This window comes from Aquabacterium sp. OR-4, from assembly GCF_025290835.2.
Classification (GTDB): Bacteria; Pseudomonadota; Gammaproteobacteria; order Burkholderiales; family Burkholderiaceae_C; genus Pseudaquabacterium.
This window is the reverse complement of the sequence record NZ_JAOCQD020000003.1, coordinates 138,687-164,135: the sequence shown is the minus strand read 5'-3', so window position 1 is coordinate 164,135 and position 25,449 is coordinate 138,687. Positions and strand designations below refer to the sequence as shown.

19 protein-coding genes are annotated in these 25,449 nt (G+C 72.8%); 8 read left to right on the top strand and 11 right to left on the bottom strand.

The window, feature by feature from the left end:
- Positions 1-69: 69 nt before the first annotated feature.
- Positions 70-1,311 carry a sialidase family protein gene (locus N4G63_RS22750; RefSeq protein ID WP_260789908.1) on the top strand — a complete coding sequence of 414 codons (1,242 nt, stop codon included), beginning with the start codon at positions 70-72 and terminating at the stop codon, positions 1,309-1,311.
- A 63-nt stretch (positions 1,312-1,374) separates the two neighbouring features.
- On the opposite strand, the gene N4G63_RS22745 is transcribed toward N4G63_RS22750, so the two are convergent.
- The 7 genes from N4G63_RS22745 to N4G63_RS22715 all read right to left on the bottom strand — a co-directional run bounded on the left by N4G63_RS22745 (position 1,375) and on the right by N4G63_RS22715 (position 10,930).
- Positions 1,375-4,107 (bottom strand): TonB-dependent receptor, encoded by a 2,733-nt coding sequence (locus N4G63_RS22745; RefSeq protein WP_314600352.1) that lies wholly within the window; start codon positions 4,105-4,107, stop codon positions 1,375-1,377.
- A 232-nt stretch (positions 4,108-4,339) separates the two neighbouring features.
- Positions 4,340-5,716, bottom strand: a complete 1,377-nt coding sequence (locus N4G63_RS22740) for an extracellular solute-binding protein (protein WP_260789905.1) — start codon at positions 5,714-5,716, stop codon at positions 4,340-4,342.
- On the bottom strand, positions 5,713-6,627 hold the full coding sequence (locus tag N4G63_RS22735; RefSeq protein WP_260789904.1) for a carbohydrate ABC transporter permease: 915 nt from the start codon (positions 6,625-6,627) through the stop codon (positions 5,713-5,715). The genes N4G63_RS22740 and N4G63_RS22735 overlap by 4 nt, the downstream gene beginning before the upstream one ends.
- Positions 6,624-7,535: a carbohydrate ABC transporter permease gene (locus tag N4G63_RS22730; RefSeq protein ID WP_260789903.1), complete on the bottom strand. Its 912-nt coding sequence runs from the start codon at positions 7,533-7,535 to the stop codon at positions 6,624-6,626. Before N4G63_RS22730 ends, N4G63_RS22735 begins: the two co-directional genes overlap by 4 nt.
- Positions 7,532-8,674, bottom strand: a complete 1,143-nt coding sequence (locus tag N4G63_RS22725; RefSeq protein WP_314600351.1) for an ABC transporter ATP-binding protein — start codon at positions 8,672-8,674, stop codon at positions 7,532-7,534. Before N4G63_RS22725 ends, N4G63_RS22730 begins: the two co-directional genes overlap by 4 nt.
- Complete coding sequence (locus tag N4G63_RS22720) at positions 8,671-9,774, bottom strand: glycoside hydrolase 5 family protein (RefSeq protein WP_314600350.1); 1,104 nt, start codon at positions 9,772-9,774, stop codon at positions 8,671-8,673. Before N4G63_RS22720 ends, N4G63_RS22725 begins: the two co-directional genes overlap by 4 nt.
- A 1-nt stretch (position 9,775) precedes the next feature.
- A complete protein-coding gene (locus N4G63_RS22715) occupies positions 9,776-10,930 on the bottom strand; it encodes an aldose epimerase family protein (RefSeq protein WP_314600349.1) in 1,155 nt (384 codons plus the stop codon).
- Positions 10,931-11,087: 157 nt separating this feature from the next.
- On the opposite strand from N4G63_RS22715, the gene N4G63_RS22710 reads away from it, so the two are divergent.
- The 4 genes from N4G63_RS22710 (at position 11,088) to N4G63_RS22695 (ending at position 16,813) form a co-directional block, all read left to right on the top strand.
- The gene (locus N4G63_RS22710) at positions 11,088-12,053 is read left to right on the top strand and encodes an ArsR/SmtB family transcription factor (RefSeq protein ID WP_260789900.1); all 966 of its coding nucleotides are present in this window, start codon (positions 11,088-11,090) and stop codon (positions 12,051-12,053) included.
- 229 nt (positions 12,054-12,282) lie between these two features.
- Complete coding sequence (locus N4G63_RS22705; RefSeq protein ID WP_314600348.1) at positions 12,283-13,275, top strand: glycoside hydrolase family 43 protein; 993 nt, start codon at positions 12,283-12,285, stop codon at positions 13,273-13,275.
- A 163-nt stretch (positions 13,276-13,438) separates the two neighbouring features.
- Positions 13,439-14,749: a PQQ-dependent sugar dehydrogenase gene (locus N4G63_RS22700; RefSeq protein WP_314600347.1), complete on the top strand. Its 1,311-nt coding sequence runs from the start codon at positions 13,439-13,441 to the stop codon at positions 14,747-14,749.
- A gap of 240 nt (positions 14,750-14,989) precedes the next feature.
- The gene (locus tag N4G63_RS22695; RefSeq protein WP_314600346.1) at positions 14,990-16,813 is read left to right on the top strand and encodes a diguanylate cyclase domain-containing protein; all 1,824 of its coding nucleotides are present in this window, start codon (positions 14,990-14,992) and stop codon (positions 16,811-16,813) included.
- A 44-nt stretch (positions 16,814-16,857) separates the two neighbouring features.
- On the opposite strand, the gene N4G63_RS22690 is transcribed toward N4G63_RS22695, so the two are convergent.
- Together N4G63_RS22690 and N4G63_RS22685 are read right to left on the bottom strand one after the other, a co-directional pair.
- On the bottom strand, positions 16,858-17,580 hold the full coding sequence (locus tag N4G63_RS22690; protein WP_314600345.1) for a GNAT family N-acetyltransferase: 723 nt from the start codon (positions 17,578-17,580) through the stop codon (positions 16,858-16,860).
- Positions 17,581-17,583: 3 nt separating this feature from the next.
- A complete protein-coding gene (locus tag N4G63_RS22685; RefSeq protein WP_443112100.1) occupies positions 17,584-18,648 on the bottom strand; it encodes a hypothetical protein in 1,065 nt (354 codons plus the stop codon).
- A 200-nt stretch (positions 18,649-18,848) separates the two neighbouring features.
- On the opposite strand from N4G63_RS22685, the gene N4G63_RS22680 reads away from it, so the two are divergent.
- A complete protein-coding gene (locus N4G63_RS22680; protein ID WP_260789895.1) occupies positions 18,849-19,742 on the top strand; it encodes a patatin-like phospholipase family protein in 894 nt (297 codons plus the stop codon).
- Positions 19,743-19,948: 206 nt separating this feature from the next.
- Positions 19,949-20,497, top strand: a complete 549-nt coding sequence (locus tag N4G63_RS22675; protein WP_314600344.1) for a hypothetical protein — start codon at positions 19,949-19,951, stop codon at positions 20,495-20,497.
- Positions 20,498-20,919: 422 nt separating this feature from the next.
- Here the strand turns inward: N4G63_RS22675 and N4G63_RS22670 are convergent, their stop codons facing one another.
- Together N4G63_RS22670 and N4G63_RS22665 are read right to left on the bottom strand one after the other, a co-directional pair.
- Positions 20,920-23,820, bottom strand: a complete 2,901-nt coding sequence (locus N4G63_RS22670) for a serine/threonine-protein kinase (protein ID WP_314600343.1) — start codon at positions 23,818-23,820, stop codon at positions 20,920-20,922.
- A gap of 196 nt (positions 23,821-24,016) precedes the next feature.
- Positions 24,017-24,562, bottom strand: a complete 546-nt coding sequence (locus tag N4G63_RS22665) for an ECF-type sigma factor (protein ID WP_314600342.1) — start codon at positions 24,560-24,562, stop codon at positions 24,017-24,019.
- Between the two features lie 344 nt (positions 24,563-24,906).
- Between N4G63_RS22665 and N4G63_RS22660 the strand changes: the two genes are divergently transcribed.
- Positions 24,907-25,350 carry a nuclear transport factor 2 family protein gene (locus tag N4G63_RS22660; protein ID WP_314600341.1) on the top strand — a complete coding sequence of 148 codons (444 nt, stop codon included), beginning with the start codon at positions 24,907-24,909 and terminating at the stop codon, positions 25,348-25,350.
- The last annotated feature ends 99 nt before the right edge of the window (positions 25,351-25,449 follow it).

Sequence of the window (25,449 nt, the reverse complement as noted above, 5' to 3'; positions counted from 1 at the left end):
CCAGCCACTGAGCGCCCGACCGCCGCGCCACCGCCGGGCCCGCATGGCGCGGCCCGGCGGCGTCACCCGGTGGCCTGCGGCGTGCTGGGCCTGGCGCTGGCGCTGGCCGGTTGCGGCGGCGGTGGCTCGGCCGCCCAGGCCGCCGCGCCGGCCCCCTCCACGCCTGCCAGCGACGCCAGCCGCAGCGGCACCCTGCTCACCGAGGCCGCGGCGTTCTACCCGCGGCTGCTGCGCCTGTCGCACCAGGCCGATGCCGCCGCCAATGGCCGCATCCTGGCCAGCGTGACCTCGTTTCCGGACGGCCGCGGCGAGGCCAGCGTGTTTGCCAGCGACGACGACGGCCGCAGCTTCCGCAAGATCGGGGCGGTGCGCGATGACGGCTGGGCGCCGGGCCTGTGCTGCGGCTCGATCTTCGAGCTGCCGCAGGCGGTGGGCGCGCTGCCGGCCGGCACGCTGCTGTGGTCGGCATCGGTGGGCCAGGAAACCGCCGACCAGCCGATGCAGCTGCCGGTCTACAAGAGCCTGGACGCCGGGCGCAGCTGGAGCCTGCTGTCGCGCTGCGGCCTGGGCCGCGGCCCGCGCGGCAGCCTGGGCGGCGTGTGGGAGCCCGAATTCGCGCTGGCGCCCGACGGCAGCCTGCTGTGCTTTTACTCCGACGAGACCCAGCCCACGCCCGACCAGAACCTGATGCTGGTGCGCAGCCGCGACGGCCTCACCTGGAGCGAGCCGCAGCCGCTGTTCACCACGCAGCCGCACAACGCGCGCCCGGGCATGGCCGTGGTGCAGCGCCTGGGCCCCGGCGCCGGCAGCCGCCGCTATGCCATGGGCTACGAGGTCTGCGGCATGTTCGTGGCCAGCCTGCCCGGCAATGACTGCAAGGTGTACCTGAAGACCTCGGTGGACGGCCTGGACTGGTCGCCCACCCAGGCCGAAGGCCAGCTGGTGCGCACCGACGATGGCCGCTACCTGCGCGCCGCACCCACCCTGGCCTGGGTGCCGGTGCGCGACCGCCTGCTGCTGAGCGCGCAGTTTGTTCACCACAGCGATGGCCGCCATGACGCCGCGGCCTCGGGCGCCACGCTGCTGCTGAGCAGCACGGCCGACGGCAGCGGCCCGTGGAAGGCCTTTGCCGCGCCGCTGGCCGCACGCCAGATGGCCACCGATGCCAACTGGTGCCAGCACTATTCGTCGGCCCTGCTGCCCAGCCTGGACGGCCGCAGCGTGCTGATGATGGCCAGCGATTTCGACACCAGCGACCCGCGCCGCCCCTGCCGCACCTGGTTTGCCCGCGGCACCCTGCCGGTTGACTGAGCCCCCGGCCCGCCCTGACCCAGCAAAAAGGGGCGGCCGGTGCCGGCCGCCCGCCCCTGCAACTCAGAACTTGGCGTTGAAGCTCACGCCGTAGAACTTGTCGTCCGAGCGGATGTCGTGCGGGAAGCTCTCGTTCTGGAAGTAGCTGTAGTACTTGGCGCCGGTCAGGTTGTTGGCATTGAAGGCGACGTTGAGCGACTCGCTGATCTTGTAGCCCAGCGAGAAGTCGACGCGGCCATAGGCCTTGACCCGGTTGTAGGTGGGCGCGTTGCCCGAGCCGCAGCTGGCCACGCTGCGGCCGTCCTCGGCCTGCGAGGCCAGCAGGCAGGTGAACGGGCCCTCGTTGAACTTGTCGCGCCAGGTGTAGGTGAGCCGGCTGGTGAAGCCGAACATCTCGTACATCAGGCCCAGGTTGAAGCTGTGCTTGGACACGCCCAGCAGCGGCTTGCCGTAGAGCGCGTCGCTGGCGGTGTCCACCCGGCTGTCGGCCAGCGTGTAGTTGCCGAACAGGCCCAGGCCGCCCATCGCGCCGGGCAGGAAGTCGAGGAAATACTGGCCGCTCAGCTCCAGGCCCTGCAGCGTGGCCTGGCCCAGGTTGCGCGGGCGGTTGATGTCGTACTCGATGCCGCCGATCACCTCGGGTGCCGACGAGCGCGCCACGCGGTTCTTGAGCACCCGGTGGTAGACGGCGGCCTGCAGGTAGTTGCCGCGGCCGAAGTAGCGCTCGAGCGAGAGGTCGTAGGCGGTGGAGCTGGGGTCCTTCAGCTCGGCATTGCCGCCACTGCCGTTGGGGCGGATGTTGGCATTGCTGGGCACCGAGTAGGTCAGCGCCGGGTTCAGGTCGCCCAGGGCCGGGCGCGACATCGTGACGCCGGCGCTGGCGCGCAGCAGCAGGTTGGGCATCAGCGCCAGCTTGGCGCTGGCGTTCGGCAGGAACTTGCTGGTGCTGGTCGAGGCCTTCAGCGGCGTGAGCGCGCCGTTGATCTGGCCGGTGCCCGAGAGATCGCGGTCCGAGCGCACGAAGCGGCCGCCGAACACGCCGTCCAGCCGCATGCCGGCCACCTGGGTCTCGAAGCGCGGCTGCACATACAGCGCATAGGTGCGCTCGGTGGCGTCGAAGTTGCTCAGCGGGTTGAACGCGGGGTCGCCGGCGGCGGCGCCGTACAGCTGGCGCAGCGCGTCGGTGTTGTTGCGCAGGTAGTCGGCGTTCGGCGTCATCCAGGCGTTGCAGCCGTTGATCTGCGGGATGCAGTAGGGCGAGCGCACGAGAAAGTCACCCGGCAGCTGGGTGGCCGAGCTCACCTGGGTGACCCGGTTGCCGCCCGGCGAGCCGGGGCCGCCGGTGAACGACCGGAAGGCCGAGCTGCGGTCGGCCATGCGCAGGCCGAAGTCGACCGAGCTGAGTGCGCCGCCCAGGTCGTAGCTGCCGTTGAGCGCCAGCGCGTCGAGCGTGCTGGTGGCGCGGTTGATGTCCTGGTAGAGCGAGTTGGCGAAGCGGAAGTCGGTGGCGTCGCCCAGCGGATTGCCCGGCATGCTGGTGGTGCCGTAGCCACCGGCATCCACCCGCACATCCACCGCCGCCACGGTCTTGCCGATGTCGACAATGATGTTGCGGTTGCGGTTGCGCGAATCCATGCGCGAAAGGTCCAGGTTCAGCGCCAGGTTGCCCGCGCTGTAGCGCCAGCCGAGCGCCAGCAGACTCTGGTCGGTGGCCTGGGTCTTGGCCTGGGTGCTGGTCAGGCCCGGCACGTTGTTGAAGGTGGCCGAGATGCCATTGCACAGGCGCTGCAGGCTGGCCGTCGGGCCGCCCAGAAAGCCCGCGCCATCCACGCGCGCATCAAAGCAGTCGGTGCCGGCGCGCGCATTGCTGATGCTGCTGGCGGCAAACACGTCCGAGAAGATGAAGTAGGTGCCGAACTTGCTGCGGTAGCCGGCGTACAGCGCGTCGACATAGAACTCGTTGTGGGCGTCGGGCTTCCACTGCAGCGCGGCACTGACCTGCGGGCGCTGGTAGTCGCCGCTGTCGGTGAGGCCGCCCACGCAGGTGGGCAGCACGATGCCGGCCGCACCCGCCGGCCCGTTGCTGCCCGAGCGCGGATCGCAGTTGAACGAGATCGGGCGGTTGAAGCTGTGGTCGGCATAGGACAGGTCGAGCAAGGCGCCGAACTCGCCGCCGGCCAGGCGGCCACGGTGCGAGGCCAGCAGGCCCAGCTTGGTGCCGGGCTTGTCGACCAGATCGCCCTGGCTGGCGCGGCCGTTGAGCACGAAGGTGGTGCCCTGCGCAAACTCGAGCGGCTTGCGCAGGCGCAGGTCGATGGCCCCGGCCACGCCGCCCTCGATCAGGTTGGCACCGGCCGACTTGTAGACGTTGGCCCGCGCAATCACCTCGGCCGGCAGGTCCTGGAACGAGAAGCCGCGGCCGACCCCGGTGAACATCTCGCGGCCATCGACCGTGGTCACGATGCCGCCAATGCCGCGGATCAGCGGATTGACGATCTCGTTGTTGAAGCCCACCACCGTCTGCACGCCGGGCACGCGCTGCAGGGCTTCGGCCACGGTGTTGTCGGGGAACTTGCCCACGTCGTCCGAGACGATCGACTCGATCACCTGGTCGGCGTCGCGCTTGGCACGCACCGCCTCGTTGCGGCTGGCGCGCTGGCCGACGATGAGCACCGCCTCGGGCTTGGCGGCGCCGGCTGCGGCGGCCGGCGCCGGCTGGGCCATGGCCTGCTGCATGGCCGCGCTGCCGAGCAGCAGGCTGGCCATGGCCACGGGGGTGAGTGTGAAACGCTTCATGGATGCCTCCTGAGGCCGCCACCGGTGAATGCCACCGGTTTCAGCCAGTTATAAACAACTAAGTTTGTTAGTTTTAACGTGCCGCGGCCCTGATCCGCAGCGCCCTCCGGGTGCCATCTTGGGCACCCGCCCTGTCTCCCTCAATGGGACAAACCATTAACAACAAGTTTTTTTGTTTTAAATGACACACCCGGGCGGCGTTGGCGTGATCGCAACCAGCCCGGGCTGACGCTCAAGGCGCCAGAAAGCGCAGCTCGCGCTGTTGCAGCCGGTTGATGCGCTGCTGGCCCTTGGCCAGCGTGGCCTCCAGCGGCTGCCCCGACACCACCACCGCCGCCACCGCCTCGCCCAGCAGCCCGATCACCCTCGACTGACGAGCCACGCTGGCCGGCAGGCCCACGCCGGCCTGGGCCACCGGGCCCAGCGCCGCGCGCATGGGCAGCTGCGCGAAGCCGGCACTGTCGATCGCCGACTGGCGCGCCGGCAGCTGCCCGGTGCGCGCCCAGCTCAGGCTCTCGTCGTGCAGAAAGCGCAGCCACTGCAGCGCCGCGTCGCGCTCGGCCAGCGTCTGCCGCGGATTGCGCAGCATCACCCACACATGGCTGTCGGCCCAGGTGGCGGCCTGGCCGTGCAGCGTGGGCTCGGGCCGCGCCTCGTAGGCCTGGCTCAGCGCATTGCCGGGCCGCGCCGCGCGGGCGCTCAGCTCCCCCAGCAGCCAGGTGCCGTTGGGCATCACGCCGCCGGCACCGGCCATGAAGGCCTGCAGCGCCGCGCTGTAGTCCATGTGGCGCGTGGCCAGGCCCTCGGCGTAGAGGGTGCGCATCAGCGCCACCGCCGAGCGCACGGCGGGCGAGCCCAGGTCGATGGCCGGGGCCATGCCCGGCGCCGGCTCGCTGAACAGCGCCCCGCCCTGCTGCTGCACCAGGCCCAGCAGCGTGCGGGCAAAGAAGGCCGGGTCGTTGAGCGTCAGCCACACGAAATAGGGCTTGCCGGTGGCCGCCTTGAACTGCCGCGCCTGGGCCAGCAGCTGGGCCGGATCGGCCGGCAGCCGGGCATGGCCCTGCGCGTCCAGCAGGCCGGCCTGGCGCATCAGCCCGGTGTTGACATGCCAGACCATGGCATGGGTGTCGAACGGCAGCGCATACACCTGCCCGGCCACGGTGACGCCGCGGCGCGCATGCGGGGTGAAGCCGGCCACGTCGATGCCGTGGCGGGCAAAGCCCTCGTCCAGCGGCTGCAGCAGGTCGCGGCGCACAAAGTCGCCCAGCACCGAGCTGTGCAGGATGGCCACCGTGGGCAGGTCGCGCCCGACGATGCGCGCGCCCAGCTGCTGGTAGTAGGCGCTGTGCTCGACCACCTGGGTCTGCACCTGGATGCGCCCGGCATGGCGGGCATTGAAGCGCTGCGTCAGCACGGTGATCACGCCGCATTCGCTGCTGGCCTGGGCCGGATCGAGCTGGCCGGCGAACTGCGCCTCGCAGCTGCCGAAAAAGCGCGCCGAGCTCAGCGTGACCGGCGGCGCGGCCGTGGCCGGCGAAGCCAGAGCGGCCATTGCCAGCGCCGCCAGCAGGCCGGCCGCCAGGCGCCCCGGGCTTGCGCGCCGGCTCATCGCGCCGCCTCCCGCACGGCGCCGCCGCCGGCCACCGCGGCCACGATGTGGCGCTGGAAGAAGGCATACAGCACCAGCATCGGCAGCGCCGCGAACACCGCCTGCGCCATCAGGAAGCCCAGCCCCTCGGACTGGGCAAAGTTGCTCTGCGTGGAGGCCAGGCCCAGGGTCAGCGTGTACATCTCGGGTCGGGTGGCCGAGATCAGCGGCCACAGGTAGTCGTTCCAGCACGCCAGGAAGCTGAAGATGCCCAGCGTGGCCTGGGCCGGCAGCGTGAGCGGCAGGATCACGCGCCAGAAGACGGTCCAGCGGCTGGCGTTGTCCAGCAGCGCCGCCTCTTCCAGCTCGCGCGGGATGGCCTTGAAGAACTGCACCATCATGAACACGCCAAAGGGCGCGGCCAGGCGCGGCAGCACCAGGCCGGCATAGGTGTTGTGCAGGTCCAGCTGCGCAAACAGGCGGTGCAGCGGGATCACCACCGCGGGCTCGGGCACGGCCAGGCCGGCCAGCACCAGCGCAAACAGCCAGCGCCGCCCCGGAAACTCGCAGCGCGCAAAACCGTAGCCGGCCAGCGACGACAGCAGCAGCACCAGCACCGTCTGCACCACGGCCACCACGGCGCTGTTGAGCACCCACTGGAACACCGCCGGATGGGCCACGATGTCGGCATAGTTGGCCAGGGTGAAGGGCGAGGACAGCAGTGCATCGCTGCGTTCCATCAGGTCGGCGTTCGACTTGAACGACAGCGCCAGCACCCAGGCCAGCGGCAGCGTCCAGGCCACGGCCAGCAGCACGGCCAGGGCCAGCAGCAGGCGATCGGTCAGGCCACCGCGCAGCGGCGCGTTCACCGGGGCCGCGTCAGGCTGCGCCTGGCGCCATTCGGCTTGAGGGCCACGTTGCTGGCGGCTCATGCGCCCTCCCCGTGAGGCCGCTCGGCCCAGCGCTGCACCGCCACACCCAGCACCAGCAGCACGAACAGCAGTTGCGCGGCGGCCGCCGAATAGCCCAGGGCCCACTGGTCGAACAAGGCCTCGTAGACAAACATCACCAGCGTGCGCGTGCTGTGGTTGGGCCCGCCCTGCGTGAGCAGCTGCACCTGGCCAAACACCTGCAGCTGGCCCAGCACCTGCACGATGGCCACCAGCACCAGCGTGCGCCGCAGCGCCGGCAGCGTGATGTGGCGAAAGCTCGCCCAGCGGCCCGCGTTGTCGAGCGCGGCGGCTTCGTACAGCTCGCGCGGCACCTGCTGCAGTGCCGCCAGCAGCAGCATCATCGGCAGCCCCACGCCCCACCACAGCGTGACCAGCGCGATGCAGGGCAGGGCCAGGCTCTCGCTGCCCAGCGGCGCCGGGTCGGGCAGGCCGAGGGCCATCAGGGTCTGGCCCAGCAGGCCGCGCTCGGGCAGCAGCACCAGGCGCCAGATCAGCGTGACCACCGTCACCGACAGCACGCTGGAGGCAAAGAAGATGCCGCGCAGCCAGGCGCCCAGGCGGCCCGGCCGGTTGAGCACCAGGGCCAGCGCCAGACCCAGCCCCACCATCAGCGGCGTGCACAGGCCGGCAAACAGCACGGTGTTGACAGCCGCGCGCAGGAACACCTCGTCGCCCAGCAGATCGGCAAAGTTGGCCAGGCCCACAAACTGGCCGCGGCCCGACAACAGGTCTTGCGCCTGCAGCGACAACCACAGCCCCTGCAGCACCGGCACCCCCAGCAGCAGCACGTAGCCGGCCAGGAAGGGCAGCACGAAGGCCCAGCCCACCCAGGCCGGCCCGGCCAGCGGCGTTGGCGCCAGCAGGCCGGCGCGGGCCGGCGGACTCACGCGGCCTCCGCATGGTGGGCGTGGCCGGCCGCGTCGAACACATGCGCCCGGTCCAGGTCGAGCGCCAGCTGCACCACGTCGCCCAGCGCCGGCACCGGCTGGCCGGCCAGGTCGGCCACCACCACGCAGGCCTCGGCCGGGCCCGATGACCCCGGGCCCGCAGGCCCGGCGCCCGCTGGCCCCAAGCCCACATGCACCAGGCTGCGCTCGCCCAGGCGCTCCACCAGCTCCACCCGGCCGGCCAGCGGGCCCCGGGCGGCCAGGCGCAGGCCCTCCGGCCGCACGCCCAGCGACAGCCCGCTGGCCGCGCCGCCGGCCAGCGCCGCGGCCGGCACCTGGGTGGTGGCCACCGTGCCACCGGGCAGCGCCAGCGCCACGCGGCCCTGCGCATCGGGGCGGCGCTCGGCCGGCAGGAAGTTCATCGACGGGCTGCCGACGAAGCCGGCCACAAAGCGGTTGGCCGGCCGCTCGTAGATCGCCATCGGCGGCGCCACCTGGGCGATGCGGCCGCCATCGAGCACCACCACGCGGTCGGCCAGGGTCATGGCCTCCACCTGGTCGTGGGTGACGAAGACCATGGTCGCGCCAAGGCGCTTGTGCAGGCGTGCGATCTCGATGCGCGTGCGGTTGCGCAGCTTGGCGTCCAGGTTGGACAGCGGCTCGTCAAACAGGAAGGCCTGCGGCTCCTTGACCACGGCCCGCCCGATGGCCACCCGCTGGCGCTGCCCGCCCGACAGCTGAGCCGGCCGGCGCTGCAGCAGCGGCTCGAGCTCGAGCATGCGCGCCGCATCGGCCACGCGGCGGGCAATCTGCGCGGCCGGCAGGCCGATGTTGCGCAGACCGAAGCCCATGTTGTCGGCCACGCTCATGTGCGGGTACAGCGCGTACTGCTGAAACACCATGGCCACGCCGCGCTGGCCCGGCGGCAGTGCCGTGACATCGCGCCCGCCCAGCACGATGCGCCCGGCCGAGCAGCCCTCCAGCCCGGCCAGCATGCGCAGCAGCGTGCTCTTGCCGCAGCCCGAGGGGCCCAGCAGCACGACGAACTCTCCGGCCTCGATGCGCAGCGAGAAATCGGCGATCACCTCCACCGCGCCGTAGCGCTTGGCCACGCCCTGGAACTCGATGCCGGCGCTCACTGCCCGTGCCCGGCCTGCGCGCCGTACTGCCGCAGCAGCTCGGCCTCGCGCTCGCGGTAGGGCCGGCCGTCCTGGTGCAGCACATCGTGGAACCAGACGATCGGCGCCTGCAGCGTATAGGGCTTGAGCCACGAATCCCAGGGCATGCGCGTCTGGCTCTTGCCATCCACAAAGCCCCAGTTGAGCATGCCCACGTTCTCGCGCCGGGCGATCGGCAAGGCGGTGTCGAAGGTCGAGCCCAGGCTGCGCGCCATGTACTCGGTGCAGATCAGCGGCCGGCCGTGGGCCTGCAGCTGGGCGATGCGGGCCTCGAAGCGCTCGGGCCAGCTGTAGTCGTGAAAGCTGACGATGTCCGACTGCGCCAGCTGCACCTGCTGCACGGCGTTCAGGCTGCTGGAGGCCGGGCTCCAGTCGTCACCCAGCCAGAGCCCGCTGGTCAGCGGCTGGGTGGGCTGCTGCCCACGCGCCCACTCGAACACCTGGGGCAGCAGCCGGGCCACGCGGGCGATCTTGTCGGGGGCCTCGCGCGGCTGGTAGTAGCCCATGCCGCCGCCCTGGTTGTCGGGCTCGTTCCACAGGTCCCAGTGGCTGATGCGCGCGTCGTGCGCAAAGGCCGCCACCACATCCTCCACATAGGCCCGCAGTGCCGGCCATTGCGCCTCGTCGGCGAGCTGGGCCGCCGACGGGCTTTGCACCCAGCCCGAGTTGTGCACGCCCGGAATCGGCTCGCGCTGCGGCCCCAGGCGCGGCTCGGGGTCCCAGCACGAGTCGAACAGCACGAACATCGTGCGGATGCGGTGCCGGTCGGCAATGTCCAGGAACTGGTCGATGCGCTGCTTGAAGCCCGCCGGGTCCTGGGCCCACAGCAGATCGTGCAGAAACACCCGCATCGTGTTCATGCCCAGGCCGGCGGCCCAGCCCAGCTCGAGGTCGATGCGCGCCAGGTCAAAGCTCTCGGCCTGCCACATGGCCAGCTGGTTGATGGCCGTGGCCGGCACGAAGTTGGCGCCCAACGCCCAGGGCTGGGCCTGGTGCCAGGCATGGGCGCGCTCGGGTATCCAGCGCTGCAGGGGGGTGGCGGGGGCTTGGGCTTGGTTCATGTCACGCGGCGAGAGAGAGGTCGGGGTGGGGTTGAAAGCGGTAGACCAGCCGTTGCCGCCAGACGCGCCCCGGCCGCAGCACGCAATCGGGCCAGCCGGGCTGGCCGGCATGGTTGGGGCTGTCGGGCAGGTACTGCGGCTCCAGTGCCAGCCCGGCGTGCGGCAGGTGGGGCCGGCCATCGCGGCCCAGGCTGTGCGGCAAGAACTCGCCGGCATAGAACTGCAGGCCCGGGTAGCTGCTGTGCAGCGACAGGGCCAGCCGGCCATCGCCGGACCACAGCTGCGCCACCGGCTGAACGGCCGGCGGCGCGCCGTCCAGCGGGGCAGCGCCGGCATCGATCAGCCAGCAGTGGTCGTGGCTGGCCGGTGATGCGGCGCCGGCGCGCAGCTGCGCCAGCGCCTGGGCAATGTGGCGCGGCCGGCGGAAGTCAAAGGCCGTGCCGGCCACCGCGCCGAACTCGCCGGTGGGGATCAGGTCGGGCCCGACCGGCAGGTAGCGGCTGGCCGGGATCTGCAGGCGGTGCGCGCCGATGTCGCCCGCCCCGTCGAGGTTGAAGTAGGCGTGGCTGGTGGGGCCCAGCGGCGTGGCGGCCGTGGCCGTGGCCTGCATGTCCAGCGTCAGTTGCAGCGGCGCCTGCAGCTGGTAGCGCAGGCGCAGATCCACCGCGCCGGGATAGCCCTGCTCGCCAGCGGGCGAGTGCAGGGCCAGCTCGAGGCAGTCGGCGGCCCGCGCCTGCACCTGCCAGCGCCGGCGATGCCAGCCCTGCGTGCCGCCATGCAGGTGGTGCGGGCCCTCGTTGGCGTCCAGCGTCACCAGGCGGCCATCGAGCGCAAAGCGCGCCTGCGCAATGCGGTTGGCCAGGCGGCCCACCACGGCACCCAGGTAGCCGGGCTGCACCTGGTGCTGCGCCGGCGTGGCATGGCCCAGCAAGACCTCGCGCAGGCCACCATCCAGCGGCACCTGGCACGACAGCCAGGTGGCCCCGTGGTCCATCACCGCCACCTGCAGGCCGTCGGGCGAGCGCAGCGTGAACACCTGGGCCTCGCCGTCAGGCTGCGGCAGCGGCGAGCGGGAGGCGGTGGCGGCAGCGGTGGCAGCAGCGTTGGTGTCAGCGGTGGCGGCAGCGGTGGTGGCCTGGGCGTCGGTGCGGGGCATGCCGCCATTGTCACCAATTGATTGGTTATTAATGATTCGGCTTTACCCTAAGCAACCGCTCTGACCCACGCTGCAGCGCCAACGCGCGCCCGCGCCGCCGGCCGGCACCCCATAAACTCGCCAATCCTTTCGGTCCAATCGAGCAAAGGGGCGGGACATGGTGGATGTGGCGGGCAGCCGCGTATTGATGGTCGAGGGCGATGCCGCCCTGGCCGTGGCCAAGGCTTTGGCCTCGAACACCCGGCAGATGATGCTGGGCCTGCTGACCCATCAGGTGCTCAACGTCTCGGAGCTGGCCTCGGCCATGAACCTGCCGCACTCCACGGTGAGCTTCAACATCAACCAGCTGCAGGCGGTGGGCCTGGTCTCGGTGGAGGTGGAGCCGGGCACGCGCGGCCAGCAAAAGCTGTGCTCCAAGCGCTACGACGAGGTGCGCCTGCGCCTGCCCGGCGCGGCGGTGGAGTCCAACGCCAACGTGATGTCGGTCAGCATGCCCATCGGCAGCTACCGCCATGTCGAGGCCAAGCCGACCTGCGGCCTGGTCAGCGAGACCAAGATCATCGGCATGCTCGACGAGCCGCGCTCGTTCTTCGAGCCCGAGCATGTGTACGCCCAGCTGCTGTGGTTCGGCGGCGTGGGCTACGTGGAGTACGCCTTCCCCAACAACCTGCCCTACGGCGCGCTGCCCACGCACCTGGAGCTGTCGGTCGAGATCTGCTCCGAGGCACCGCAGTTCAACGAGGACTGGCCGTCCGACATCACGCTGTGGATCAACGACGTGGAGGTCGGCACCTGGACCTGCCCGGGCGACTACGGCGGCTCGCCCTCGCTGCTGATGCCCAGCTGGTGGCAGGTCGACCGCACCACCCACGGCCTGCTCAAGCAGTGGAGCGTGGGCCCCAGGGGCGCGATGATCGACGGCGTCGAGCTCAGCGCGGTGCAGATCGAGCAGCTGGCGCTCACCCAGACCAACCACATCAAGGTGCGCCTGGGCGTCAAGGACGATGCCCGCCACCGCGGCGGGCTCAACCTGTTCGGCCGCAAGTTCGGCAACTACCCGCAGGACATGGTGATGCGCGTGGGCTTCGATTTCCCGCGCGGCGGCGGCGCCGGCAGCGCCTGATCGGGGCGCCCCGGGCTTTTCATTAGTAACAACACTATTTGTTATTAATGAGCCGAGCGGCTAGCATGCGCCGCTGCGGCCGGATGCCGGCCGCCTGCCCGAGACCCCCCACCATGCACCCGCACCGCCCCCTGCCCCCGCCGCCCGCCGCCGCCTGATGGGCTGGGCCGCGGCCACGGCCGGGCTGGCGGCCACCGGAGCCTTCCTGCCCATGCCCCAGGCCGCACCCTTGCCCGCCGCCCCCTTGCCCGCCGACGCGTTCACCAACCCCGTGCTGCCGGGCCAGGAGGCCGGCGACCCCTGGGTGCTGTGGCACGAAGGCCAGTACTACATGACCGCCACGCTCGATCCTGGCGGCGGCCTGTGGATCTACCGCTCGCCGCGGCTGAGCGACTGGCGCCAGGCCGAGCGCCGCAAGGTCTGGAGCGCCGAGCCCAGCGGGCCGCGCAGCGCCATGATCTGGGCCCCCGAGCTGCACCACCTGGACGGGCGCTGGTACCTCTACTACACGGCGTCCGACCAGGTTGACGCCAACCACCGCCACTACGTGCTCGAGGCCGACCAGCCGCTGGGCCCGTACCGCGATCTGGGCCGCGTGCACAACGCCCACGAGCGCTACGCCATCGACGGCTCGGTGCTGCGCCTGGCCGATGGCCGCCTGTACTGGATGTACGCCGACGACGGCCTGTGGATCGCCCCGATGTCGAGCCCGGCGCGGGCCGACGGCCCCGGCGTGCGCATCGCCCAAGGTGAGCACGACTGGGAGCGCGGCTGGCACAAGCGGCCTGACGGCCGCTGGGAGGCGCAGCGCGAGCATTACTGGATCGAGGCGCCGCAGGCCCTGCAGCGCGGCGGCCGCGACTTCGTCGTCTACTCGGCCGGCCACACCGCCGCGGTGTACTACCTGGGCCTGCTCGAACTGGTGGGCCGCGACCCGATGCAGCCCGGCAGCTGGCGCAAGCATGCGCAGCCGGTGTTCGGCCCGGCCGCGGCCGGCCAGGGCCACGGCGGCGTGCATGCGCCAGGGCATTGCAGCTTCACGCGCTCGCCCGACGGCCGGGAGGACTGGCTGGTCTATCACGCCAAGGACGTGGACGCCAACGACGCCGCGGGCCGCACCATGCGCATCCAGCGCTTCGGCTGGTCGGCCGATGGCCTGCCGCAGTTCGGGCCGGCCATCGCCTCTGGGGTGCCGCAGGCCAGGCCCTCGGGCGAGCGCTGAGCGCCCGGCCGCCCGCCGCACCGCGGCGGCGAGAGGCCGCGCCGGCGCGGGGTTCGTAACGCGCTCGTACCCACGCGCCCGGGCGTTTGCCGCTATCGTGCGTCGCTTTGACGGCACGCCGCCCCTCCTGCCGGCGCGCGGCCGCACGATCCGGAGGAGACCGATGAGTTTTGACACCGTTCTGGCCCGCGTGGTGGCCTGGGTGGGTGCTGGCGCCCTGCACTGGCGCCGCCTGCAGGGCACCGTGCGCACCCAGGCCGTGGGCAGCGCACCCGAGATCCCGGCCGAGCGGCCGCAGGGCAGCATCCCCACGCTGAAGATGCCCACCGCCCAGGGCTGGGCTGCCGGCCAGTTGCCCAGTGCCGCGCCCGGCCTGGCGGTGAACGCCTTTGCCGCCGGGCTGAAGCACCCGCGCTGGATCCAGGTGCTGCCCAATGGCGACGTGACGGTGGCCGAGGCGCTGCAAAGCGCCGGCCAGCCGCGCACGCTGTTCGATCACGCCATGGCCGCCACCATGAAGCGCGCCGCCGCGCTGGGTGACAGCCCCAACCGCATCACGCTGCTGCGCGACGCCAACGGCGACGGCACGGCCGAAGAGCGCTTCACGCTGCTCGAAGGCCAGCGCCAGCCCTTCGGCATGGCCTGGCTGGACGGCCACTTCTACGTCGGCAACACCGATGGCGTGATGGCCTTCGCGTTCACGCCCGGCGCCACCCGCATCAGCGGCGAAGGCCGGCGCCTGGCCACCTTCAAGCCGCGCGGCCACTGGACCCGCAGCCTGCTGCCCAGCGCCGACGGCCAGCGCCTGTACGTGGGCGTGGGCTCGCTCAGCAACATCGCCGAGCATGGTTTCGAGGCCGAGGAAGGCCGCGCCTGCATCTATGAGCTCGATCTGGCCAGCGGCACCAGCCGCATCTTTGCCAGCGGCCTGCGCAACCCGGTGGGCCTGGCCTGGGAGCCCGGCAGCGGCGCGCTGTGGACGGTGGTGAATGAACGCGACGGCCTGGGCGACGAAACCCCGCCCGACTACCTGACCTCGGTGCGCGACGGCGGCTTCTACGGCTGGCCGTACTGCTACTGGGGCCAGACGGTCGACGACCGCGTGCCGCAAGATGCCGCCAAGGTGGCCAGCGCCCTGCAGCCCGACTACGCGCTGGGCGGCCACACCGCCAGCCTGGGCCTGTGCTGGATGCCGGCCGGCACCCTGCCCGGCTTCGATCAGGACGGCATGGTCATCGGCCAGCACGGCAGCTGGAACCGCAGCACGCTCAGCGGCTACCGCGTGGTCTTCGTGCCCTTTGCCCAGGGCCGGCCGGCTGGCACGCCGCGCGACATCCTGTGGGGCTTTCTGGCGCCGGACGAATCGGTGTCCTACGGCCGCCCGGTGGGCGTGGCCATCGGCCCCGACGGCCGCTCGCTGCTGGTGGCCGACGATGTGGGCGATGTGATCTGGCGGGTCAGCGCGGCGCGCTGAGCCGGGGGCCGGCGGCAGGCCGGCCTGCCGCACCCCGGCGGCACCCGGCGCCCCGGGGTGGCCGGCCTGGGTGAAACCCTGCGGCCGCCCGGCAAACGGCGCGCCAGGCCTGGGGTTGTCAGCATCTGCAGGCACACCATGCACTACCCTTGGCGCCGTGCCGCCGCCGCGTGGCACGCCTGTGGCGGGGCCAAACCGCACGGGCCAGAACAAGCATCGACAGGACAAGGGCAGATCTGGATGGGCAGCAGGTTGGGGGGGGCGCAGCGCCCCGTCGCGGCAGCGCGCGGGCCGCGCCAGCGCAGTGGCTGGGCTTGGTGGCTGACCTGGTGCTGTGGCTGGCCGCTGCTGTGGGCCCTGCTTGCGCCGGCGGCCGCCGGCGCGCCGGCGCAGCAGCCGCCGCTGCAACTGCTGCCCCAGCCCAGCGGCAGCCTGAGCCTGTGGCCGGCCGTGCGCTGGCTGCACGACCCCAGCGGCCAGCTCGACCTCGACGCCGTGCGCGACGGCGGCGCGATGTTCGTGCCGCCACCCATGGCCAGCGGCACGCTGGGCCTGCAGCGCGGCGCCGCCTGGCTGATGGTGGCGCTGCAGGTACCGCCCGGCGGTGGTGGGCAGTGGGTGCTCGAATCCGAGCAGCCCTCGGTGCAGCACCTGGCCTTCTACCTGCTGGACGACGCCGGCCAGCTGCTGCTGCAGGCCCGCCTGGGCTCGCTCGAACGCCAGCATGGCCGCGTGCCCACCGCCCAGCTCGAGCTGCAGCCCGGCCGCAGCTACCAGCTGCTGCTGCGCGCGCAGTCCGAGAGCCCGCTGATCCTGCCGCTGCGCCTGAGCCGGCCCGGGCCCTACATCGACCGCACGCTGGCCGCGCAATCGCTGCAGGCCCTGCTCACCGGCCTGAGCCTGGCGCTGCTGGCCTACAGCCTGGGCCAGGCCTGGTGGCACCGCGACCGGCTGAGTCTGCGCTACGCCTTTCTGGTGGCCAGCTCGATGACCGTGTCGCTGGCCCAGTTCGGCCTGGCGGCGCAGTTTCTGTGGCCGGGCCATGACTGGGCGCTGCGCCACGGCGCCGGCCTGGCGGCGCTGCTGGCGCAGTGCGCCAGCTTTCTCTACAACGAGGCGGTGCTGCGCCACCAGCCCGGCTGGCGCGGCTTCAGCACCACCATGCGCGCCGGCGCGCTGGTGATGCTGGCCACCGCCCTGCTGTTTGCCACCGACCTGATCGGCGTGGCCGGCCTCAGCGCCGTGGCCGGCACGGTGGGCATGATGCCGGCGCTGCTGGGCCTGTCGCGCGCCTGGGCCCTGCTGCGCCAGCGCGACGCCACCGGCGCCTACCTGCTGCTGGCCTGGCTGGGCTACTACCTGGGCATCTTCACGCTGATGGCGGTGTCCTATGGCCGGCTGCCGGCCACGCCGTGGACGCTGCACGCGTTCCAGCTGGCGGCGGTGTTCGACCTGCTGCTGTTCCTGCAGGTGCTGGTGCTGCGCCAGCGCCAGCGCCTGGCCCGCGCCGAGCAGCAGGTGGCGCTGCAGGCCGGCCAGGCCGCCCACCTGCGCAACCTGGCCGAGACCGATGTGCTCACCGGCCTGCCCAACCGGCGCGGGCTCGAGGCGCTGCTGCCGCCGATGCTGGCGCGCGCCCAGGCCGGCCACGGCCTGGCGCTCTACATGATCGACCTGGACGGCTTCAAGGCCATCAACGACACCCACGGCCATGCCATGGGCGACCGCCTGCTGCGCGCCATGGCCGACCGCCTGCGCCAGCACATCCGCCAGCACGATGTGCTGGCCCGCCTGGGTGGCGACGAATTTGTGCTGGTGGCCGAGGGCCTGCAGCACAGCGTGCAGGCGCAGGAGCTGGGCCAGAAGCTGCTGCAGGCCCTGCAGGCGCCGCTGCTGCCCGAGCACAGCGGCCTGGCACTGAGCCTGACCGCCGGCTGCGCCTTTGCCGAGCACGCCACCGCACCCGACAAGCTGCTGCGCCGCGCCGACCTGGCCATGTACCGTGGCAAGCAGGCCGGCCGCGGCCGGGTGGAGGTGGACTGCCTGAGCGCCACGCTGTTCTGAGCCATCGCCCGGACGGCGGCCCGCCAGGCCCGCGGCACCGCGGCTCAGCGCAGCCGCGCCGCCCAGCGCTGCCACCAGGCGCGGCCGGCCGCACCGGCCGCACCGGCCATACCGGCCACCCCGACCGCTCCCGGCCAGCCCGACAGCCTGCGCACCGGCGGCGCCACCGGCCGCGGCGCGGGCCAGCACAGGCTGCAGGCCGCAGCGGCGGTGCCGCCGGCCGCCACGCTGCCGGCACCGGCCACCCGGCCACCCAGCTCGCGCTCCAGCGCGGCCAGCGCCCCGGCCAGTGAACCGGCCAGCGCATCCGTCGGCGCGCCGGCCGGCGGCCAGGTTTCGCCATCCACCGCGCCCAGGCTCAGCGCCAGCGCCTGCATGGCCAGGTTGTCGGCCTGCACCAGGGCCTGCACGCCGGCCACGCCGGCGGCGGTGGCGGCGGCCAGCACGCTGGCCAGCAGCTGGCGGCCCAGGCCGTGGCGGCGCCAGTGGCGGTCGACCAGCAGCGCCAGCTCCCAGCCGGGTGCGTCGTGCGCCGGTGCGGCGCAGGCCTCGGCCAGCAAGCGGCCCGGCTGGTCGGGATGGGCCACGCCCCAGGCCTGCAGTGCGCCGGCCTGCAGCGCCAGGCGCCAGCGCTGCGCCGCGCTGGCGGCATCCACCGCGCCATGAAAGCGCCGTGCGCGTGAGGCCGGGTCCTGCGCCTGCCACAGCGTGGCCACGCGCGCGGCATCGGCCGCGACCAGGGTTTCAACGACAAAGGTGCGGGCCATGGCTCAGTCCATCAGCGGCGCCAGCGCCCGCTGCAGCCGCTGGCGCTGGACCGGCGTGGTGAGGGCTTCCAGCAGCGCGGCAAAACGCGCATCGCGCACGCCCGAGCCGATGTACTGCCAGCGGTAGGCCTGCAGCAGCACGGTGCGCAGGCGCTGGCGCTCGCGCTCGGGCAGGCGGCGCGCGATCCACTGCTCGAAGCACGCCGCGTCGGCCTGCGCCTGGGTCTGCACGATGCCGTCCACCGCGGCCACCAGCACGATCAGGCCGTCCACGCCCTGGTCGCGGCCGATGGTGTCCAGCGTGCGGTGCACGCGGCGCCACTCCAGCTCGTCCAGGATGGCGTGCTGCGACTCCTCGCGCCAGTGGTACAGGAAGATGTCGCGGAAGATCGGCGACAGCCCGGGCTGGGTGCCGATGCTCTGGCGGTAGTGCACCTGCGTGAACAGCTCGATGTGGCAGGTGAGCGCCAGCACCGACCAGTCGGGCGCCTGCATCACCGCCATCGCCACCTCGTCGGGCCGCGCCGTGAAGTGGTAGCCCGGCGGCATGGCCTGCGCCATCATCTCGTCGACCCGGCGAAACAGCGCCTGGTGCTTGAGCTCCTCGTCGGCAAAACGCACCAGCGCCTGCAGCGCCACCTGGTCGGCAAACCAGTGGCTGCGGCTGAGCTCGAGCATCTTGGCGCCGATGAAGCGCTCGACCAGGCCGAACATGTTGGCGTAGGTGCGGCCCTGGATCTGGCTGAGCAGGCGCTGCTCGTCGGCCGACAGCCCGTCCAGCCGCTGCACCTGCGACAGCGCATCGGGCAGGAACTTGTGCGCCAGGTCGAACTGGCGGCCACGCAGCACGTCCTCGTCGATGTCCCAGCGCACGCGCTGCGACATGGCGATGCAGCGCGCATAACGCGCCTGCTCGGCGGCCAGCGGGTCGGCATCGTCGTCGGCAGCGTGCCCGGGTTCGCGGCCCAGCGCGTCGTGCAGCAGATCGGCCTGCGCGAGATCGGCATGCACCAGATCGGCCTGCACCAGATCGGCGCCGTGCAGCGCGGTGTCGAACAAGGGGGTCATGGCGTCGCTCCTGGGGGGTGTGATGCCCTGTTCCACGGCCTGCCCGCGCCGCGCCGGACAGCGCCGCGCCCCGGCGTCATCCGCATCGATGAGCACCACGCACCTGGGGGGGCCCGGCCCCGCCGGCGCCTGTCCGGATCGCCGCCGCGGCTGCGTGGAACCGGATCCACCCTTCAACCCCGCACCCCAGGAGATCGACCATGAAATCCCTCGAACTGAAGCACAAGGCCCCGCGCATCGCCTTGGTGATCGGCAGCGGCGGCGTGCGCAGCGCCTCGGCCATCGGCGTGATGCGGGTGCTGCAGCGCGAGGGCCTGGCGCCGCAGCTGCTGGTGGGCTGCAGTTCGGGTGCGCTGATCGCCGGCGTGCTCGCGCTGGGCGTGTCGGTGGCCGAGGCCACGCACATGGTCACCAGCGCCTGGTCGCAAGAGCTCACCCAGCAGCGCCGCTGGCGCGCCTGGCTCGAGCTGGCGCTGCCGCGGCTGCTGCACTTCGGCCCGCACTTCGCGCTGCGCAAGGCCACGCTGATCCGCCAGCGCCTGGACGAGGCCTTCGGCCGCCAGCACATCGAGACCCTGCCGCTGGCGCTGCGCGTGACCGCCACCGACGCCGCCAGCGGCCAGGCCGTGGTGCTGGGCAGCGGCCCGCTGGCCCAGGCCATCCAGGCCAGCATGGCGGTGCCGATGGTGTTTCCACCGGTGCAGGTGGGCCCGCGCCTGCTGCTCGACGGTGTGCTGTCCGACCCGCTGCCGGTGTCGGCCGCGGCCGATGCCGACCTGGTGCTGGCGCTCGGCTTCGAGGGCCGGCTGCCGCGCCGCGTCAACCATCCGGCGCGCCTGGTCACGCGCATCAGCACCACCATGATCAACAACCTGATGGCCGCCCGGCTGGATGCCGCGCGCCGCAACGGCCCGCCGATCCTGCAGCTGCAGCTGGCGCTGCAAGGCCCCGTGGGCCTGTGGCAGACCAGCGCCCTGCCGGCCATGGTGGAGGCCGGCGCCCAGGCCATGCAGCAGGCCCTGCCCGAGCTGCGCCGCCAGCTCGCCCGGCCGGCCCAGCCGAGCCCTTTGGCTGCGGTGGCCGCCGCGGCCTGAAGGTGGGCGGCCGGTGCGGGCTGCATCCGGCGCAGGCGTCCGCGCAGGCCGGCACGCGGCGGCACCTGCGTCCACAGGCGGGGGGACGGGCCGCCGTGCCGCGTCAGCGGCCTGTCCGGCCCCTGGCACCCAGGCCGTGGAACCAGGGCACCCCCCCATCACCGCCATCACGCCCACCACCGCCATCACCCGATCCCGGAGCCGCCATGAACCACCCCCTCCCCCGCCAGCCCGCACGCCCCGCCGCCGCCCCCCTGCCCTGGCCGGGCCGGCTGCAGCTGCCACCACTGCTGTGCGCCGGCGTGCTGGGCGCCGGCCTGCTGGGCGGTGCCCTGCTGGCCATGCCCGCGCCACTGCCAGTGCCCGGTGCGCGGCAAGCCGCCACCGGCCACACCGTGCCCGCCAGCCCGGGCCAGGCGCCCATCACGCCCATCACGGCCACCACGGCCAGGCCCGGCAGCCCGCCGCCCGACGCGGCGCGGCACGGCAGCGCCGCCGACGAAGGCAGTGCCGACTGGCTGGCCGCGACCCAGGCCTTCCAGGCCGGCCAGCATGCGGCGGCCTTCGGGCGCTTTGCCGGGCTGGCCCAGGCGGGCGATGCCGAGGCCGCGCGCATTGCGCTGTTCATGCTGGACCACGGCCACCGCCTGTACGGCCAGGATTGGGGCACCACGCCGGCCGAACACCGGCGCTGGCAGCAGATGGCCCGCCAGGCGCAGGCCGGCGCCCCCGACAACGGACACAGCGGCGAATGAGCACCCTGCCCGAGGCGCGGTCGACCCGGCCCTGCTGTCCGGCCATCCGGCCCCCTGGCCGCCGCTGCGCCATGGCCACGCCGCCCTGTACGACCTCTACGACCTCTACGACCTGTGCGACCTGTGCGACCTTTACGACCTGTACAACCTGAGCGTGGCCTTTGCGGCCGATGGCGGCCAGGTGCCGGCGGTGTCGCTGGTTGACCGCCGCGACGGCTGGGTGGTGTCGCAACAGCAGGCAGCGCAGCAGCGGCCACGCGAGCAGTCGCTGCAGCAGCGCCCGCAGCGCCCGCAACCCCTGCAGCCCTTGCAGCCCCTGCAGCCCTTGCAGCCGCTGGGCCAGGTCGACCGGGTGCAGCGCCAGATCCAGCGGCAGCACCTGTGGCTGAGGGGCCGGGTGCAGCGCCGGCCGCGGCGGCCGCTCAGCGCGCTGCCAGGGCCGAGGCCGGCAGCGCCGGCAAGGCCTGCAGCGCGCGGGCGCTGCGCTGGGTGTGCGGGCTGTCGGGGCCCAGGGCCTCGGCCAGCAGGGCCAGCGCGCGGCGCTGGGCCTGCGCTGCCTCGCCCTGGCGGCCGTCGCTGGCCAGGCGCTGGCCCAGGCTTTGCCACAGCCAGCCTTCATGCGCACTGGCCGGCGTGGCGGCATAGGCCTGGCGCGCCAGGGCCAGGCCCTCACGCAACTGCTGTTCGGCCTCGGCCGCCCGGCCCTGCGGGCCCAGCGCCTCGGCCCGCAGGCGCATCAGTTCGAGCCAGAAACCGTCGGGCACGGCCTCCAGCGATGGCGGCTGTGCAGTCGTTGCGGGCTGTGCAGTCGGTGCAGTCGGTGCAGTCGGTGCGGGCTGTGCGGGCTGTGCGGGCTGGGCCGCCTGTGCCTGCCGCATCGATGGCGGCCGCCGCGCCAGCAGCTGCGCGCTGGCGGCTTCGGCCGCCGGCCAGTCCTGGCGTGCCAGCCACAGGCGCAGCCGGGCCAGCTGCCAGGCGCGTGACACGCTCAGCGTCAGTTGCGGCAGCGTGTCGGCAGCGCCGGCCGCAGCCTGTTGCAGCAGGCGCTCGGCCTCGTCCAGCGCACCCTGGTCGATGCGGCACATGGCCAGCCCGGTCTGCGCGGCCCTGCGCAGCACGGCCGGCAGCTCCGGCTTGTCGGCCAGCGGGCCGAACAGCGCCGCCGCCTCGGCGGCCCGGCCGATGGCCTGGTGGTGCCCGCCCAGGTTGATCTGCAGCGTCGGCGGCACCGGGCCACCCGGTGTGCGCTGCTGCAGCAGCGCCAGGGCCTGCTCGCGCAAGGCCAGGCCCTGGCGATGCATGCCGAACACGGCATACAGCGCACCGTGGTTGCTGATCAGCGTGGCGGCACTGCCGGTCTCGCCGCGGCCCATGCGGCGCATCAGGCCCAGCGCCTCATGGAAGGCCGCATCGGCCGGCGCAAAGGCCTTCTGCAGCCCCCACTGGTGCGCCAGCTCGCCCTGCAGCAGCGCACGCCGGCGCCAGAAGGGCAGGCCGGCCTCGTCGAGCACGGCAATGGCCGCGACCACGCTGCGCAGCACCACGGCCGGCGCCCGGCCACGGCGGCTGTCCACATAGGCCTGCATCAACAGGCAGTGTGAGCGCACGTCGGGGTCTTGCGCGCCCGGGGCCAGGCCCAGCTGCAGCGCCTGGTCGGCCGCCGCCGGCTGGCCGCTCAGGTCCAGCGCGTTGGCACGCAGGCAGTGCAGCTGGCGCTGCACCATGGCGCGCGGGCCGGTCAACGGTGCGGCCAACGCGGCGTCCAGAATCGCCAGCGCCTGCGGCGGGCGGCCCGCGTTGAGGTGCCAGGTGGCCAGCGCAAAGGCACCGGTGGCCTGCAGCAGCGGGTCGGGCTGGTGTTCAACATAGCGCGTACTGGCCTCGAACAGCTGGTTCAGCGTGACCGGATGGTCGCGGTCCACGCTGTCCATCAGCACCGTGTTCATGAACTCGTGCGAGGCCTCGCCGCGCGCCAGCAGCGCCAGCGCCTGCTGCCGCTGCGCCTCGGCGCGCTGCCACTGCCAGGCCGACAAGCCGCCTCCCAGCAGGCTGAGCAGCAGCACCGCGGCACTCACCGACACCCCCAGCACATGGCGGCGCAGCTGGCGGCCCAGGCGGTAGCGCCAGCCCGGTGGCCGCGCCAGCACCGGCTCGTGGGCCAGGCTGCGCTGCAGGTCGGCCACCAGCAGGTCCACGCTGGCATAGCGCTGCGCGGGGTCCTTGGCCAGGGCCTTGGCCAGCACCGCGTCCAGGTCGCCGCGCAGCAGGCGCGGCGGCACCGGCACGGCCCGGCCCGCGTGCCTGGCGCGCTGGGCGGCCACGCTGGCCGGCGGCACCTCGGCCTGCAGGATGGCGGTGGCCAGATCCTGCCCCGGCTGCCAGTTCAGCGTGTACGGGCGTTTGCCGGCCAGCAGCTCGAACAGCACCACGCCCAGCGCATACACGTCCACCGACACACCCGCGGCCTGGCCACGGGCCTGCTCCGGCGCGGCGTACTCGGGGGTCAGGGCGGCACCCCACTGGCGGGTGAGCGCGGCATCGGCCGTGCCGGCGGCCGAGCCATCGCCCGCGTGGGCCGGGTCGGCCGCGTCGGGTGCGATCAGCTTGGCCATGCCGAAGTCGAGCAGCCGCACCTGGCCCGCCTCGTCCACCAGGATGTTGGCGGGCTTGAGGTCGCGGTGCACCACCAGCTGCGCGTGGGCATGGGCCACGGCGGCGGCCGCCTGCACAAACAGCGCCAGGCGCTGCGCCAGCGTGCTGCCGTGCGCCTGGCAATGGCGGTCGATGGCCTGGCCGCGCACCAGCTCCATGGCCAGCCAGGGCAGGCCGGCTTCGGTCTGCCCGGCCTCGTACAGCCGCGCGATGTGCGGATGCTCCAGGCTGGCCAGCAGGGCCCGCTCGCGCAGCGCGCGCTGCAGCATGGCCGGCGACCAGCCCAGGAAGGGCAGCTTCAGCGCCACCTCACGCGCCGGCGCCGCGTCGCCGCGTGCGGCGCGCCACACCCAGGCATGGCCGCCGCGGCCCAGCTCTTCCAGCAGCAGATAGGGGCCGACCTGATCGCCGGCGCGCAGGCCCGCGCCGGCGCTGGCGGGCTCGGCCAGCGCCTGGGCCAGCAGCGGCAGCGGCGCCTGCAGGAAGCTGTCGGTCTCGATGCGGGCCTCGGCGTCGATCCAGGCGTGGTGGCGCGACAGGCAGGCGCGCTGCGCCTCAGCCAGCTGCGCGTACCAGGCCTGGCGCTCGGCGGGCGCCAGCGCCAGACCCTGCTCGAGCAGGGCATTGAGCTCGCGCAGGCGGGCCAGGTCGGGCGAAGCGGGTTCGGTCATGGGCAGGCCCCGGCGTGGCGCGACAAGGCGGTGTTGCAGACGTGCGAAAAAGCGGCCAGGCCATCACGCGGCATGGCCATGGGCCCATGGCAGGAGACCGATGGCGGATGGCGCCACCCCGTACCACGGCAAACGCGCGTCAAAGCGGACAGCGCCGCCGCACGGCGCCAGGCGGGCGCTGCCGCCGCCGCCGCGGCTACAGCGCCAGCAGCTCGCTCAGCAGCAGGCGGGCGCGCTCCCAGTGCCGGCGCACGGTGCGGTCGGTCACGCCCATGGCCTGCGCGATCTCGAGATCGGTGAAGCCGCCGAAGTAGCGCATCTCCACCACCTGCACCAGGCCGGCATCGATCTGGGCCAGGGTCTGCAAGGCCTCGTGCACCGCCTCGGCCTCGTCGGCGCCGTGGTCGAGCACGGCCGAGTCGCGGGTGTCCAGCGTCAGGTGCTCGGCGCCGCCGCCGCGCCGCTCGGCGCGGCGGCGGCGGATGAAGTCGATGACCACGTGCCGCATGGTGGTGGCGGCATAGGCCATGAAGTGCTCGCGGTCGTTGAAGCGCGCATCGGTCTCGCGCTGCATGCGCAGATAGGTCTCGTTGACCAGGGCCGAGGTGTCGAGCAGGGTGTTGCGCCCGCCCGAGGCCAGGCGCGATCGGGCCAGGCGGCGCAGCTCGCGGTACAGGTTCGGAAACAGCTCCTGCGCCGACAAGGGCAGGACCGGGCTCGATGAGATGACACTGGCATGCATGCCGTAACCCCGCTGAAGCGGACCGAAGCCTCGGCCCATCAAGCGGCGAATACTAGACCTGGCGGCAGTGCCCGTGCATTCCCAAAGGCAACAGGGAAATAACACACAGGAAAGCGCGCCATCGCCCTCGCCTGGCTCAAGACAGGCGAGGCCCGGCATGCTATTGGCGCGCGCCATCCACCGTCTGGTCTTGCAGACAAAGGGCGCGGCCTGCACCATGGCGAACCCGGTGCCGCCACCGGCCTGCCAAACCCCTGGCCCGGCGCACCTCGGGCCAGCCTCACCACCAAGAGCCTCACCACCAAGAGCCTCATCACCAAGAGCCCCTTCACCGAGAGCCCGCCATGCCGCACCCCGACCACGACACCCTGGCCGCGCTGAACAAGCGCTTCATCCACAACTTCGTCACCAACGATGTGCGCTCGCACGACGCGATCCTGCACCCCGACTTCTGCGCCATCTACACCGCCGGCCAGCATGTCGACCGCGCCACCTACCTGCAGGACTGGGCCAGCGGCTTCGATGCCGCGCTGATCCCGTACTGGGACATGCGCGACCAGCGCATCCGCGTGATCGGCGACCTGGCCCTGGTGGGTGCCACCAACCGCTGGATCCGCATGCGCCAGGGCGTCGAGACCCTGGGCATGACCTGCTACACCGACACCTATGTGCGCACCGCCACCGGCTGGCTGTGCGTGCTGGCGCAGTTGACGCCGGTGGCGCCCGAGCACCACCCGGGCGACGAGGGCATCGTGGTGCGCTACCTGGCCGGCGTGCGGCAGGACTGAACGCCGGGCTGCGCAGCGCAGCGCGGTCGGCCGGGCCGCGGGCCGCGTTCCGATGTCCGGATGGGCCGCGGTTTTGCGTTGAACCTTCGCGTTGAACCC